The organism is Trueperaceae bacterium, assembly GCA_023954415.1.
Classification (GTDB): Bacteria; Deinococcota; Deinococci; order Deinococcales; family Trueperaceae; genus JAAYYF01.
The window spans coordinates 280661-295238 of record JAMLIB010000001.1 but is presented as its reverse complement, the minus strand read 5'-3'; the positions used below and the strand labels follow the sequence as shown (position 1 = coordinate 295238).

The window sequence follows — 14578 nt, the reverse complement described above, 5'->3', positions numbered from 1 at the left end:
TAGACCTCCGTGGCCCACTAACGGCCCCATTCTACCCGCAAACATGTGGGTGGGTCAAACGTTATGCGTCGTCCTGGACAGGATTTCTGCCTAGTCCATCCAGGGTGTTCGCCGTGTAGCGCGGACGACCGCGGGTCACCGCCGGCCGTCAGCCACGCACCTGCCCGTCGCCGTCGACCAGGTACTTGTAGGTGACGATCTGCTCGAGCCCGAGGGGCCCGCGCGCGTGCAGCTTCTGCGTGCTTATGCCGATCTCGGCGCCGAAACCGAACTCGAAGCCGTCCGTGAAGCGCGTGGAAGCGTTCACCATGACGACGGCGGCGTCCACCTCGCGCCTGAAACGCTCGGCGGCGTCGGCGTCGCGCGTGGCGATCGCCTCGGTGTGCTGCGTACCGAAGCGGGCGATGTGCTCCAACGCCTCGTCCAGGTCCGCGACCACGCGCACCGCAAGCTCCAGGTCGAGGAACTCCTTACCCCATTCGGCGTCACCGGCAGCGTCCATGCCGGTAACGATGGCGCGCGCCCTGGGGCAGCCGTAGAGCCTGACGCCGGCCGCCCGGAGGTCGGCGGCGGCGCGCGGCAGGAACTCGTCGGCGACCCGCTCGTGCACCAGCAGCGTCTCGATCGCGTTGCATACGCCCGGCCGCTGCACCTTGGCGTTCATGACGAGGCGCCCCGCCATGGCGAGGTCCGCGGCCGCGTCGACGTAGAGGTGGCAGTTGCCCACCCCCGTCTCGATGACCGGCACGCTGGCGGTGTCGACCACGTGCCGGATCAGACCGGCGCCACCACGCGGGATGACGAGGTCGACGCGCCCCCGTGCGCGCAGGAGCTCCGTGACGAGCTCGCGGTCGGGCGAGTCGATCAGCTGCACGGCGTCCTCAGGCAGCCCGATGCGACCGAGAGCGGCGCGCATGCTTGCCACGAGCGCCCGGTTGCTGGCTAGAGCGTTGGAGGAGCCGCGCAGCACGGCGGCGCTCCCGGCCTTCAGGGCGAGGGCGGCGGCGTCCACCGTGACGTTGGGCCGCGACTCGTAGACCATCCCGATGACCCCGAACGGCACGCTCACCCGCCGCACGCTCAGCCCGTTGGGCAACGTCCACGCCGTCGGCGCCGCGCCGAGCGGGTCGGGCAGGTCCGCGACCTGCAGGACGGCCCGTGCGATGGCGGCAAGGCGCTCGGGCGAGAGGCGGAGGCGGTCGACGAGCGCGGCGCTCGTGCCCCGCGCCTGCTCGGCCGCCACATCCGCGGCGTTGGCCTCCAGGACCGTCGGCGCACCAATCGAGAGCCCCTCCGCGATGGCCGTCAGGGCGGCCGGGCGGTCCGCGGCGGCCAGGGCACGGGAGGCGACCCTGGCCTTGGCCAGGAGGGTATCGAGGTAACCCTTGGGGCGGTGAGCGGGCACCGGCGCTGAGCGAGTCGCGGGCATGGGCGAGTATAGCCAACGCGCCCGTGCCTTCCCCGCCCGACTTACACTTCGGCATGCTCGAGACGACTTCAGACAGGCCGCGCACGGCTCTCGTGACCGGCGCGGGCGGCGACCTCGCAGCGACCGTCGTCCCGCGGCTGGTGGCCGCGGGTTGGCGGGTCGTCGCCACGGTCAGGCCGGGGAGCGAGGAGCGGGCCACGGAACGGTTCGCGGGGCTGGGCGAGGCGGTCACCGTGGCGGGGGTCGACCTGGTTGAGCCGGCGGCGGTCGCCGAGGCCGTGGCGCGGCTGGATGGCGCTTACGGCGCGCCCGAGGCGCTCGTCCACCTGGCGGGCAGGTTCGAGCCCGGACCGGGGCCCGCCGACGGCGCCTTGGGCGCGTCCGCAGTCTTGGAGCGCGCCCTTGACGGCAACCTGCGTGGCGCTGTCAACGCCTGTGCAGCGGTGCTGCCCGGCATGCTCGCAGCCGGCCGGGGTGCGCTCGTCGCCGTCGGGGCGGCGGCCGGGGCCTCCCCGGCGCCGGGCTCGGTGGCCTACGCGGCCGCCAAGGGGGCCCTCGCCGCCTACTTCCGCTCGCTGGCGGCCCAGGTGGCGAAGCGCGGCGTCAACGTCGCGCTGCTCGTGCCCAAGGGGGCGTTCGATACGCCGGGCAACCGGCGCGCCATGCCGGGCGCCGACCCGACCGCCTGGATCGCGCCCGACGCCCTGACCGACGCCGTGCTCTTCCTCCTGGACCGCCCGCCCCGCGGCCTGGTGCACGAGCTGCCGCTCAGCGTGGGCTGAGCGCCCACCACGCAGCGAGCCACGGCGAGTGACCGCCCGCGTCCGCAGGCGGAGGCCTTCCGGGCCTAGGCGGTGTAGGTGAAGGCGCCGCCCTTAATGGTAGCGAGCACCTCGAGGCCGTCGAGCGACACGAGCGGGTCGTGCGAGAGCGCGACGATGTCGGCGTCGAAGCCGGGCCTGAGCATCCCCGAGCGGTGCTCGGCCTGGATGGCGTAGGCCGCGCCCGTCGTGTAGGCCGCCAGGGCGGCGTCGGGCGACAGCGCCTCGGCCGGGTTCAGGCGTTCGCCCGTCGCGTCCGCCCTGCGGCAGGCCGCGCGTAGCCCGACGAACACGTCGGGGCTGGCCACCGGCGTGTCCGAGCCGAAGGCGAGCGGCGCGCCAGCCGCCGCGAGCGAGCGCATCGCGTACGCCCTGGTCGACCTGTCGGGCAGCAACGCGGCGATCGACGGCAGGTCGAACGTCAGATGGATGGGCTGCATGGAGGCGACGACCCCGAGCCGCCCGGCCCGCTTGACGTCGTCCGGGTGCATGTGCTGCGCGTGCTCGAGCCGTGGCCGCAGCCCGAGGGCGCGCCACTGCTCGGCCGTGGCCTCGAAAGCATCGAGGGTGGCACGGGTGGCGGCATCGCCGATGGCGTGCACGACGGGCACCAGGCCGGCGGCGAGCGCGAGCGGCATGCGGCGCAGCAGCACGTCGGGGCCGTCCATCACCATGCCGACCTCGCTCGTGCCGGCGTACGGCTCGAGCATCCATGCCGTGCGGCTGCCGAGCGCGCCGTCGGCGAAGAACTTGGCGCCGCCGACCCGGAAGTTGTCGCCCCCCTGGTTGGTGGCAAGGCCGATGGCCGCCGCCGCCTCGATCTGTTGGTGCGGGATGCACGCCCAGACGCGCAGCTCGTACGCGTCGTCGCTGGCCGTCAGGGCGAGCTCGCGCCACAGGTCGGGGCCTTCGGCGGCCATGTGGTGCACGGTCGCGATGCCGAGGGAGGCCAGGTGCTTCCCCGCCCTGGCCAGCGCGGCGCGGAGGTCCTGGCGGGTCGGCCGCGAGGCGACGTCGGAGACGGGGTCGACCGCCTCCTCCAGGAGCAGACCCGTCGGCTCGCCGCGCTCGTCGAGTACGATCCTGCCGCCCGGTCCGAGGTCGGTCGCCACCGTGAGGCCGGCGGCCGCGAGCGCCGCGCGGCTCGCCCAGGCCGAGTGATGGTCCTGGCTATGCATCAGTACCTTGCGGCCGAGCGCGGCGGCCTCGAGCGCGTCCGACTCTTCCCTGGCGACGGTCGCGAGGTTCCAGCGTTGCAGCGCGAAGCCGGTGGCGATGACCCAGCCGCCCGGCGCGCTCCGGGCCGCGCGCTCACGGATGAGCGCACAGCCGGCGCTCAAGCTCGTCACGGACGAGAGGTCGAGGTAGTCGAGCTCGATGCCGTGGCGCGTCAGGTGGACGTGCGCGTCGTGGAAGGCAGGCATCAGGCATGCCGAGCCGAAGTCGATGACCCGCGTGTCCGGCCCGGCCACCGCGTGGAGGTCGCTCGCGTCGCCCACCGCGAGGACCTTGCCGCCTGCGAGGGCGAGCCCGGCCGCCCGCGGGCGGTGCCGGTCCATGGTCAGGACGGAGCCGTAGAGGATAGTGTCGGCGACGGGCATTCAACGACCTCCGTAGCGCGGGGCGCGCTTCTCGGCGAAAGCTCGGATCCCCTCGCGCGCGTCGTCCGAGGCGCCGGCGCGCGCTTGCGCCTCCGCCTCGAAGGCGAGCTGTTCGCTCAACGTGTTGTCGAGCGCCGCGCGCACCTCGGCCTTGACGAGGGCGTAGGCGAGGGTCGGCCCGCCGGCCAGCGCCCGCGCGATCCCCATGACCTCCTCCGCGAAGTCCGGGCCGTCAAGGACGCGCTCGACCAGCCCGATGCGCAGCGCCTCGGCGGCGTCCACCCTGCGGTTGCCGAAGGCCAGCTCGAGGGTCCTGCCCGGACCGATGAGCCGCGAGAGGAAGTAGCTGGAGCCGGCGTCGAGCGCCAGGCCGATCCCGGTGAAGCCGAGCGCGAACGTGGCCGAGTTGGCCGCGATGCGCACGTCGCACGCCGCCGCGAGGCTGAGCCCGGCACCGGCGGCGACCCCGTTCACCCCCGCGACGACGGGCTTCTCGAGGGCCGCGACGGCCCTGACCACCGGGTGGTAGTACTCCTCGAGGACCATGCCGATGTCGGCGTCCATCGCCGTGGAGCCCAGGTCGGCTCCGGCGCAGAACGCCCGTCCCGTCCCCGTGAGGAGCACGGCACGCACGCGCGGTTCGGCGGCGGGGCCCGTGAGGGCATCGGCAAGCTCCGCGAGCAACTCGAGGTCGAGCGCGTTGAGGACTTCCGGGCGGTCGAGCGCGACCCGCAGGGCGCCGTCGCGCTCCGTGAGCGTCAGATGTCGGTACGTCATGGGGTGCTTGAGGCCTCCGGGGGTCAGGATACCAGCGCGCGGGCTCCGCCCTAGAGCGGCACGGCCCCGCTGGCCAAGGCGATGATGAGGTCGAAGTCGTCGGGGCACTCCGGGTCGTCAAGGGCCGCGCGGTTGCGCGAGGTGGCGCCGCACGCGCGGCAGCGGTGGACGATCACCCAGCCCTTCTTCTGGCTGTGCTCGACCGCGACGGGTTCGAGGACCCCACGACAGGGGTTGGCCCTGTCGCCAGGGTCGATGTCGACGTGCAAGGAGTGTAGGCAGTACGGGCAGTGGTTGCGGTAACCGCCCGCCGCCAAGGGGGGCACGCTGGCGCCGCACTCCAGGCATACGAACGGTTGGTTGGCTCCCGCGCCCGTGAAGCGCTTCATGCGCGCAGCATAGCCTCGCTCAGCGCGGTGGGGCGGCGGCTAAGATTGCCGGATGGAGCTTGCCGTGACCAGCTCAGCGCGGCGCCCCCCGGCGCCCGCCGGGGCCTAGGTGGAGCTGCTGCGAGCGGAAGGCGTCGCCTACGATCTGGGCGGCGCCGAGTTGCTCACGGGCATCGGCCTGCGCCTCGATGCGGGCGACCGGGTCGGGCTCGTCGGCCCCAACGGGAGCGGCAAGAGCACCCTGCTCGGCCTCCTCGCAGGCGCGTTGCAGCCCACGACCGGCCGCGTGAGGCGCGCGCCAGGCACCGAGATCGCCTACCTGCCGCAGGCCATGGCGACGGCGCCCGACGCGACGATCGGGGCCGTCGCGGCGGCGGCCGTCCGACGCGTGAAGGAGCTGGAAGCGCTGCTGCGCGCCGAGGAGGCGAGCCTCGCGACCGAGGTGGGCGCGCGCGCCGAGCCGCACGCCGACCCCTTCGCCCGGCACCGGGCGCTGCTCGGCGAGTTCGAGCGGCGGGGCGGTTACGCCGCGCAAGCGCGGGCGCGCGAGCTCTTCGCCGCCCTGGGTTTCCCGCCGCCGACGTGGGACCGCGCGGTCGCAGAGCTCTCGTCCGGCGAACGCCGCAGGCTCGCCCTGGCGGCCGCGCTCGCCGTGGCCGCCGACACGCTGCTGCTCGACGAGCCGACGAACCACCTCGACCTAGCCGCGCGGGAGTGGCTGACGCGCCGCCTGGCCGCCTACGACGGCGCCGTCGTCGTGATCAGCCACGACCGGGCGCTCCTCGACGACGCGACCAACCGCACGGCGTTCCTGGTGCCGGCAGGCGGCGCGACCACGCTGCGGCTGGAGAAGGGCGCGTACTCGACGGCCCGCAAGCGCCTCGACGCGGCCGAGCGCGCGGGCGCCAAGCGCAGGCGCGAACTGGAGAAGGAGGCCGAGCGGCTGGAGACGATGGCGGCAGAGCTCGCCACGTTCGGCCGCAAGGCGGCGGCGCGCAGGCGGGCGGCGCAGCGGGAGGGCGCGTCGCTACGTGGGCGCGCCGCCGCGCAGACCGAGGCCAGCCGGGAGGACGCGCGCTTCGTGACCGCTCGAGGCAACGAGGGGCGGGGAGGCTGGACGAGCCCGGTAGCTGCACGGGGCGGCCGCCCCCGCGGCGCCGGGAACGCCGCGCTGCTGACGGCGCGCCAACTGAGCGTGCCCGGGCTGCTCGAGGACACCACCCTCGAGGTGCGGCGGGGCCAACGCGTGGCGGTCCTCGGACCGAACGGGAGCGGGAAGACCACGCTCCTGCGCTGCCTGGCGGGCGACCTCTCGCACGCCGGCCCCGCCGCCGAGCTCGAGTACCTCCCCGGCCTGCGACTGCGGCTCGTCGACCAGGAGGCGCGCGGTCTGGCGGAAGGGGAGGACGTCCTCGGCCAGGTCGCGGCGGCGGTCGGCGCCGCGCGCGCCGCGCGGCTGCTCGCCGGCGTCGGCGTCACGGCGAGCGTATGGCGCCACGCCCCGGAGCGGCTCTCGGGCGGGGAGCGCGCCCGAGCCGGGCTCGCCCTCGCGCTCGCGCACGGCACGGACCTGTGGCTGCTCGACGAGCCGAGCAACGACCTCGACCTGCAAGCCGTAGAGGCGCTCGAGGCGCAGCTGAGCGAGGCGCTCGAAACCGGCGGGTCGGCCCTGATCCTCGTGACCCACGATCGCCGGCTCGCCGAACGCCTCACGGACGAGGCCTGGGCGCTCGAGGGCGGCCGCGTCGTGCGCTACCGCGACGTGCGCGCGTACCTGCGCGGCGAGCCGGCGCCGGCGGTCGCCGGCGAGGAGCCGCCCGAGGAGCCGCCCAAGGCCGGGGCGGTCGCGTCCGCCCCGGCAGCGACCGGCGGCGCGACGAGCTCCGCACGCAGCGAGAACGACGACCTGGCCCCCCTCGAGGAGGAGCGCGCCGCTCTGCTCGCACGCCTCGCCGACCCCGTCGACCTCACGGAGCGGGAAGCCGAGCGCGTCAGGCGCAGGCTGCGGCACCTCGAGGAGGAGCTGGTGGCCCGCTACGAGGCCGCGTCGCCGCGGCCCGCACCACGCCACCGCGTTCGTGAGGGCGGGCTGAGCGTGTTCGGGGACGTGGTCGACGGCAAGCTCGCGCTCGTACTCATGGAGGAGCGCCCGACGGGAGGCGGGGCGGGTTCGACGATCGGCGACGAGGCTGCCGGGGCGGCGCTGGCCGCGTGGCCGCTCGCGCCTGCGGCCATGACCGCGCTCGGTGTCCTGGCCGGGATGGAGGCGCACGCGTCTGACGGGGTGGCGCACCTCAAGCTGATCGAGCGGGCCGGCACCTGCCTCGTGCCGCATGCGCGGAACGCCGTGGTGGACGCCGGCGCGCGTCTCGCCTTCACGCTCCTCGGCGTCTCGGCCGTCCAGACGCACTCCCGGCTCCCCCTCGCCTCGCGCTGGCTCCGGCCCGCCGGCGAGGGTTGGCATACCGCCCGGCTGGAGGCCTTCCTCCACGCCGAGGGGTGGCGCGAGGAGCACGGGAACGCGCGCCGAGGCAGCCGAGGCAACGGACACGACGAACACCGGACCGGACGCCGCGCCGGCCCTCGGCGCGGGCCGCGGGCCGGCCGTCGCGGAAGGCGGCCCGGCGGCGGGGGCGGGCGGTGACCCGGCGCCCGTTCGTCGCCGCGGCGGCTGTCGCGGCCGCCGGCCTAGTGCTCCAGTACGCCCCGTGGCCGCAACCGTGGCTCGACGCCGGCTTCATGGGCTGGTGGTTCCCGCGGCTAACGCGCGTCACGGCGCGGCTCGCCGCCGGCGTTGGTTGGAGCCTCTCCGCAGCGCTGCTGGCGGCCTGGCTCCTGGGGCTGGCGCTCTGCGCGCTCGCAGCGCTCGTCGGCCGCCGGCGGGTCGGTCTAGGGGGAGGTTCGCGCCGGCGGAGCGGCGTAGGGACGGGCGACGTCCGACGGGGCCGGCATGGCCCGTGGCGCCCCTTCCGGCTCGCGCTCGCGTGGCCTGCGGCGCTCCTCGTGACCGCGTTCCCGCTCACGTTCGGGCTCGCCTACCGCGTCAGCGACCTGAAGAGCGCCGTCGCCGAGCGCCAGGCCGGTCGGTCCGTCGACCCGTGGGTGGCGCACGCCGGCGGCGAGAGCCTCGCGTACCGCTTGGTCGCGGTCCTGACGGCCACGGCGCCGGGCGCCGCGGAAGACCACCCGGTGGCCGGCGCGGCGTCGGAGCCGGCGACGAGCGCCACCGCGAGCTCGGTGACGGGCTCGGCGGCCGACCTGCCGCCCGCGCTCGGGGCCGCCGCCGCCCGGTGCGTGGCGCGCACCGCCGGCGCGCTACGCCGCGAGTTCCTACCCGCGACGCTGGCGCCCGGCGCGCGCCGGGCGACCGCCGCAGCGGACGCGGGTTTGCCCGCGGTGCCGGACCGCTTCAAGACCTTGCCGGCGGGCACGCTCCTACGCGGCGGCTACGCGGGCATCGTCTCGCCCTGGCTGCTCGAGCCCCACGTGGACGCCGGCCTGCCGGCGGCCGCAGGCCTGGCCGTCGCGCTGCACGAGTTCGCACACACGGCGGGCTTCGCCCGGGAGGCGGAGGCGGAGGCCGTCGGACTGGTGGCCGGCCTGACGTGCGACGACCCGGACGTACGCTACGCGGCCGCGCTCAGCCTGGCCCGCTCGCTGCTCGCCGCCGCGAGCGCCGACGAGGAGCGGGAGTACCTTGCCGCCTGGCCGGAGCGCGCCCGGCAGGACGCGCGTGCGGCGGAAGCGGCGGCGCGGCGCTACCGCACCCCGGCGTTGCAGCGCGCCACCGACGCCGTCTACGCCACCTACCTGCGCAGCCAGGGCGGCTCCGAGGGTCTTGGCGAGTACGCAGGCGGCACGGCACTGGCGCTGGCGCTCATCGGTGGCGGCCTGGCCCCTCCCTGACCCGCGACCGCGTCCCCCGCGCCGCCGCGCTGCCCGCCCCAGCGCCGCTAACCGCCGACGGCGTTCGCGCCGAGGCTGCGGCGGATGAGGGCGTCGAGGTCGGGGTCGCGGCCCATGAAGTCGCGGAAGAGCTGGTCGGCATCGTCTGCGTCGCCCCGCTCCAAGACGGTCGCGGCGAACCGCCGGCCCGTCTCCCCGTTGAAGATCCCCTCGGCGGCGAAGCGGCTGAAGGCGTCGGCGTCGAGCACCTCGCTCCACTTGTACGAGTAGTAGCCGGCCGCGTAACCGCCGGCGAAGATGTGCGTGAAGCGCGCCAGGCGCCCGCCGCGAGCGAAGTCGGGCCGCATGTGGAAGGCCCGCATCACCTTCTCGCCGAAATCGGGCGCCTCCTCGACGCCGGTCGGGTCGTAGTCGCGGTGCAGCGCCAGGTCGACGGTGCCGTACTCGAGCTGGCGCATCTGGGCGACGGCCCCCATGAAGTTGCGGCTCCGCGCCAACCGGTCGAACAGCTCTGCATGCAGCGGCGCTCCCGTCTCGAAGTGGCCGGCGAAGAGGTCGACGGCGGCCCTCTCCCACGTCCAGTTCTCCATGATCTGGCTCGGCAGCTCGATGAAGTCCCACGGCACTCCGGCGCTGGCCCTGGCCCTGACCTCCACGCGGCACATAACGTGGTGGAGTAGGTGGCCGAACTCGTGGAAGACGGTCTCGACCTCGGCGTGGGTGAGGAGCGCCGGCTTGTCATCCTCTGCGGGCGTGAAGTTCGCGGCCACGATCCCGACGTGCGGCTCGAAGCCGTTCGCCGTCGGTCCGCCCGTCTTCAGGCCGTTCATCCATGCGCCGTCGCGCTTCGACTCGCGCGGGAACCAGTCGGCGTAGAACGAGCCGAGGAACGTGCCGTCCTCGTGGTGGAGGTGGTAAACGTCGACCGCCGGGTGCCAGGTCGGCACGCCGGCCACCGGCGACACCTTCACGCCGAAGAGCTTCTCCGTGAGGTCGAAGAGGCCGGCCAGGACGCGCGGCAACGAGAAGTACGGCCTGAGCGCCTCGTCGTCGACGTCGAAACGCGCCAGCCGCAGTTTCTCGGACGCGTAGGCCAGGTCCCACGGCTCGAGGTGGGGGATGCCGAGCTCGCTCGCCGCGAAGCCCTCCAGCTCCGCCATCTCGGCCTCGAAGTACGGCCGCGTCCTGGCGACGAGCTCCTCCTCGAACTGGGCGGCCCGCAGGCCGCTCTTGATCATGCGGTCCTCGGTCTGGAGGTCGGCGTAGTCGGCGTAGCCGAGCAGCACGGCGAGCTCGCGGCGCTTGGCGAGGATCTCGCGCATGACGCCGCGGTTGTCGTACGGCTCCGCGGTGCCGACGGAGTTGTAGGCCTCGTACATCCGCTGGCGCAGCTCCCGGTCGTCCACGTACTTGATGAACGACGTGTAGGACGGCGCCTGGAGGGTGAAGCGGTAGCCGCTCCGGCCGCGCGCCTCCGCGTCGGCCCGCGCCCTGCGCCTGGGACCTTCCGGGAGGCCGGCGATCTCGCGCTCGTCGGCCACGACCAACTCGAAGGCGTTGGTGGCGTCGAGCACGTTCTCTGCGAACTTCGTCGTGAGCTGCGACAGCTCGACGCGCAAGGCCTCGGCGCGCTTGCGCTCGGCCTCGGGCAGGCTCGCGCCGGACTGCTTGAACTCCGCCAGGACCTTCTGGAGGTTCCTGCGCCGCACTCCGTCGAGCTGCCGGGCCTCGGGCGTGTCCGCGTAGCGCGCCACGGCCTGCCAGAGCTCGGGGTCGGTGCCGAGGCGCGCGAGGAAGCCGCTGACCTCGGGAAGCACCTCGTTGAACGCCTGGCGCAGTTCCGGCGTCGTGGCCACGCCGATGAGGTGGCGCGCGAGCACGTACGGCCTGACGACGCCCTCGACGATGTCGTCGAGGGCCTGGACCGTGTTCGCGTACGTCGGCTCGGCCGTGCTCGCGCGCAGCCGAGCGAGGCCGGCCTCGGCCTCGGCCAGCGCCGCGCGGAGGCCGGGCCCGACGTGCTCCGGCTGGATGTCCGGGAAGGGGATCTCGAAAGCGTTCGAGAGAAGAGGGTTGTCCGTCATCTGCGGCTCCTATGGGACGGCGCCGCGGCCCAAAGCCCCCACGCCGAAGGATCGAAAGCGACAGATTGTAACCGGCGCCCGGGTTACACGCGGTAACAGGCGGTGAGACGTACCTTCACGCCGTCGCGATCACGTACTCGGGCGGCACGGGCTGGCTGAAGAGGAAGCCCTGACCGTCGTCGCAGTGCAACGAGCGTAGGAGCGTGTTCTGCTCCTTCGTCTCGATCCCCTCCGCGGTCACCCGCAGGCGCAGGCTCTTGCCGAGGGCGATGATGGCGCGCAGCAGGTCCACGTCCTGGTTCGTCGTGCGCGAGTCGATCTTGGCGACGAACGAGCGGTCGATCTTGAGCCCGTCGAGCGGGAGCGAACGGAGCTGCGTCAGCGAGGAGTGGGCGACGCCGAAGTCGTCGAGCGCCACCTGCACGCCCATGGCGCGCACCTCCTCCAGCTTCGGGGAGCCCGTGGCCAGGGTGTCGTGGGCCGTCCGCTCGCTGATCTCCAGCTCGAGCAGGCCGGGGTGCAGGTCGTAGCGCGAGAGCACGGACTGGACGACGCCCGCGAGGTTGCAGTGCGCGAGGGCGGACGGGCTCACGTTGACGGCTACGCGCCGCGGCGTGCGTTGGCTCTGCCACCGTTTCGCCTGGCGGCAGGCGCGCTCGACCACCCACTCGAAGAGCCGCGGCCCCAACTGCGACTCCTCGACGAGCGGCACGAAATCCGCCGGCTTGAGCAGGCCGCGCACGGGGTGCACCCAGCGCACGAGCGCCTCGACCGAGTTGATGCTGCCGTCGTCGAGCTGCACGCGCGGTTGGTAGTGCAAGACGAGCTGGTCCTCGGCGATGGCGCGCTTGAGCTCACGCTCGGTGGCGATGCGTGAGCGCATGGCGAGGTCGACCTCGTCGTCGTAGAAGCGGAAGCCGCCGCGGTTCGTCTCCTTGGCCCGCACGAGCGCGGCCGTGGCGCGCTCGAGCATGTGGCTGGCGGCGCGGGCGCCGTCGTGCAGGACGTCGACGCCGACGCTAGCCGCCAGTTGCAGCACGAGGCTCCCGTCGGCGTACGGCTCGCGCACGGCGGCCAGGACCTTCTCGAGCGCGGGCAGCACGGAGCGCTGCGTCGGCAGGTCGCCGAGCAGGAGGGCGAAGGAGTCGCCGCCCAGTCGGGCGAGCGTGTCGGTCCGCCGCAAGGTGCGCCTCAGGCGCCTGCTCACCTCCATGATGAGCCGGTCGCCATGCCGCTGGCTGAACGTCTGGTTCACGAAGCGGAAGTTGTCGAGGTCGAGGATGGCGAGGGCGATCCCGGTGCCGTTGCGGCGAGCGTGCAACTGCGCCTGCTGGACGCGGTCCTCGAGGAGGTGGGCGTTCGGCAGCCCGGTGAGCGGGTCGATGTGCGCGAGGCGCCACAGGTTGGCCGTCTCGCGCCGCGCGTTGGTGATGTCCTTCACCATGCCGTAGACGGCGGTGATGCCGGCCTCGTCGCTGCGCCAGCGGCGGGAGGCGAAGTCCTCGACCCACATGACCTTCCCGCCGTAAGTGACGAGGCGGTACTGGTCAGAGCGCCGCTCCTGCTCGCGCAGGCCCTGCAGGCGCTCGTCGAGCTGCGCCCTGTCCTCGGCATGGATGAAGCGCCTGAGGCCCTGCGACCTGAGGTGCTCGACGGCGTAGCCGGTCAGCTGGTGCCAAGCGTCAGACGCCCATACGACCTCGTTGCGGCCGTCGTCGTGCAGCAGGAGCGCGTAGGTGAAGAAGCGACCGTCGCCCTCGAGCGAGCCGGAGAGCTCCAGCTGCATCGCCTGCGCGCCGCCGGCGTGTGCTTCCGACGTGACGTCGCGGAATAGCGTCAGGACGTGGGCGGCGCCGTCGTCGCCGTGGACGGGGTAGTGGCGCTGCTCGGTCCAGAGCAGGCTGCCGTCCGCCCGGTAGATGCGCACGACCGACGTGAAGGGCTCCTCGGCGGTGGCGGCGTCCGGCATGCGCCCACCGTCCTGGTCAGTATCGTTGCGCATGAGGAACCCGAGGCTGCGGCCTTGGAACTCCTCGAAGGAGTAACCCGTCAGCTCGACCAGCTTGTCGGAGGCGTGCACCACGGGGTGACCGACGGTCGCGAGGTCGGAGATGCAGTAGCTCTCCCCCTCGAACAGGCGCCTGATCGCCTCGAGCATGGCGGGTTCTGCTCCACCGGCTCGCGCGTCGGCTACCCGAGGGTCCTGCGGCGAGGCGCGTTCCCTCCCAGGATCCGGGCTCGTGCTGTTCTTGGACATGGCGTGTCAGGCGCCTCCTTAGTCGTTCAAGACCAGAAAGCCACCTGCGCTTGCGCTGAGTACCAGTTGGGGTTCCCTGCCCCACCTACGGTAACAGCTCGGGCGACTCTCCCGTCCTCTTCCGATGAGAACGCTATCACCGGCTTCACACACCGTGTATGACAAATCTCCCCCGCCACCGACGGCGAACGCGGATGTGAGGGAGACCACGAGGGCGGCAGGGCGCCGATCCGGGCGCCCTGCCAGGGTAGCGCGGCGCGAGCGGGGGGACGTCGACCGGTGCTAGATTCGACAAGCATGGATAGGCACGCACCTAGGCAAACGTTCCGTCACGACGTCGTCATCATCGGCGGAGGGCCGGCCGGCCTGACCGCCGGCGTCTACGCCGGTCGCGCCCAACTCTCCACCGTGATCCTGGAGAAGGGCCTGCCGGGCGGTCAGATCGCACAGACCGACGAGGTCGAGAACTACCCGGGCTTCCCCGACGGCATCAGCGGTCCGGAGCTCAGCGAACGGATGGTCGCCCAGGCGGCCAAGTTCGGTGCCGGCATCGCGATGGACGAGGTCACCGCCCTCGAGCGCCAGTCGGGGGGCGGCTTCCTCGTGCGCGGCTTCGCCGCCGACTACCGCGCGAACGCGGTGATCATCGCCACCGGCGCCAACCCGCGCCGTCTCGGCGTGCCTGGCGAGGACGAGCTCTACGGGCGCGGCGTCTCGACCTGCGCGACCTGCGACGGCTTCTTCTACCGCGGCAAGGAGGTCGTCGTGGTCGGGGGCGGCGACGCCGCCGTCGAGGAGGGCTACTTCCTCACGAAGTTCGCCTCGAAGGTCACGGTCGTCCATCGCCGCGACGAGCTGCGGGCCAACAAGGCCGCCCAGGAGCGCGCGTTCGCCAACCCCAAGATGACTTTCGTCTGGAACACGCTCGTCACGGAGGTGGAGGGCGCCGACGGCCAGGTGACGGGCGTGCTGACCGAGGACGCCGTCACGGGCGCCACCGGCAGGATCGCGACGGACGGCGTGTTCGTGTACATCGGCCACGAGCCGAACACCGGCTTCCTGCGTGGCACGGTCGGCCTCAGAGCGAGCGGCTACGTCGACGTGCGGGACGAGGTCTACACGAACGTACCCGGCGTCTTCGCGGCCGGTGACGTGGCCGACGAGATCTACCGTCAGCTCGGCACCTCGGTCGGCGCCGGCACGCGCGCCGCCATGGCGGTGGAGAAGTGGCTGGTGGAGCACGGCGTCGAGCCCGTCGCGCAAGCGGAACGAGCCGGAACGGCCGCCGCCGGCATGACCCCCGCCTGAGCCGGG

The 14578-nt window shown here is 73.5% G+C and carries 10 protein-coding genes; 4 read left to right on the top strand and 6 right to left on the bottom strand.

Features of this window, described 5'->3' with window-relative positions; all coding sequences use genetic code 11:
* Positions 1–148: 148 nt before the first annotated feature.
* On the bottom strand, positions 149–1429 hold the full coding sequence (locus M9914_01280; protein ID MCO5172803.1) for a glutamate-5-semialdehyde dehydrogenase: 1281 nt from the start codon (positions 1427–1429) through the stop codon (positions 149–151).
* A gap of 53 nt (positions 1430–1482) precedes the next feature.
* On the opposite strand from M9914_01280, the gene M9914_01275 reads away from it, so the two are divergent.
* On the top strand, positions 1483–2211 hold the full coding sequence (locus tag M9914_01275) for an SDR family NAD(P)-dependent oxidoreductase (GenBank protein ID MCO5172802.1): 729 nt from the start codon (positions 1483–1485) through the stop codon (positions 2209–2211).
* A gap of 65 nt (positions 2212–2276) precedes the next feature.
* Here M9914_01275 and M9914_01270 read toward each other — a convergent pair whose 3' ends face one another.
* The 3 genes from M9914_01270 to M9914_01260 are packed head-to-tail and all read right to left on the bottom strand — an operon-like array spanning position 2277 to position 5017.
* Positions 2277–3851 (bottom strand): amidohydrolase, encoded by a 1575-nt coding sequence (locus tag M9914_01270; GenBank protein ID MCO5172801.1) that lies wholly within the window; start codon positions 3849–3851, stop codon positions 2277–2279.
* Positions 3852–4628 (bottom strand): enoyl-CoA hydratase-related protein, encoded by a 777-nt coding sequence (locus tag M9914_01265; GenBank protein MCO5172800.1) that lies wholly within the window; start codon positions 4626–4628, stop codon positions 3852–3854.
* Between the two features lie 50 nt (positions 4629–4678).
* Positions 4679–5017 (bottom strand): RNHCP domain-containing protein, encoded by a 339-nt coding sequence (locus M9914_01260; protein ID MCO5172799.1) that lies wholly within the window; start codon positions 5015–5017, stop codon positions 4679–4681.
* Positions 5018–5126: 109 nt separating this feature from the next.
* Here M9914_01260 and M9914_01255 point away from each other — a divergent pair, with 109 nt between their 5' ends.
* Together M9914_01255 and M9914_01250 are read left to right on the top strand one after the other, a co-directional pair.
* Positions 5127–7661: an ATP-binding cassette domain-containing protein gene (locus M9914_01255; protein ID MCO5172798.1), complete on the top strand. Its 2535-nt coding sequence runs from the start codon at positions 5127–5129 to the stop codon at positions 7659–7661.
* Positions 7658–8923, top strand: coding sequence for a DUF3810 family protein (locus M9914_01250; GenBank protein ID MCO5172797.1), 1266 nt, complete (start codon positions 7658–7660; stop codon positions 8921–8923). The genes M9914_01255 and M9914_01250 overlap by 4 nt, the downstream gene beginning before the upstream one ends.
* A gap of 47 nt (positions 8924–8970) precedes the next feature.
* On the opposite strand, the gene M9914_01245 is transcribed toward M9914_01250, so the two are convergent.
* Entirely contained in the window at positions 8971–11007 is a 2037-nt protein-coding gene (locus M9914_01245) for a M3 family metallopeptidase (GenBank protein ID MCO5172796.1), read from the bottom strand.
* 115 nt (positions 11008–11122) lie between these two features.
* The gene (locus M9914_01240) at positions 11123–13264 is read right to left on the bottom strand and encodes an EAL domain-containing protein (protein ID MCO5172795.1); all 2142 of its coding nucleotides are present in this window, start codon (positions 13262–13264) and stop codon (positions 11123–11125) included.
* A 297-nt stretch (positions 13265–13561) separates the two neighbouring features.
* Here M9914_01240 and trxB point away from each other — a divergent pair, with 297 nt between their 5' ends.
* Positions 13562–14572: a thioredoxin-disulfide reductase gene (gene trxB / locus M9914_01235; protein MCO5172794.1), complete on the top strand. Its 1011-nt coding sequence runs from the start codon at positions 13562–13564 to the stop codon at positions 14570–14572.
* The last annotated feature ends 6 nt before the right edge of the window (positions 14573–14578 follow it).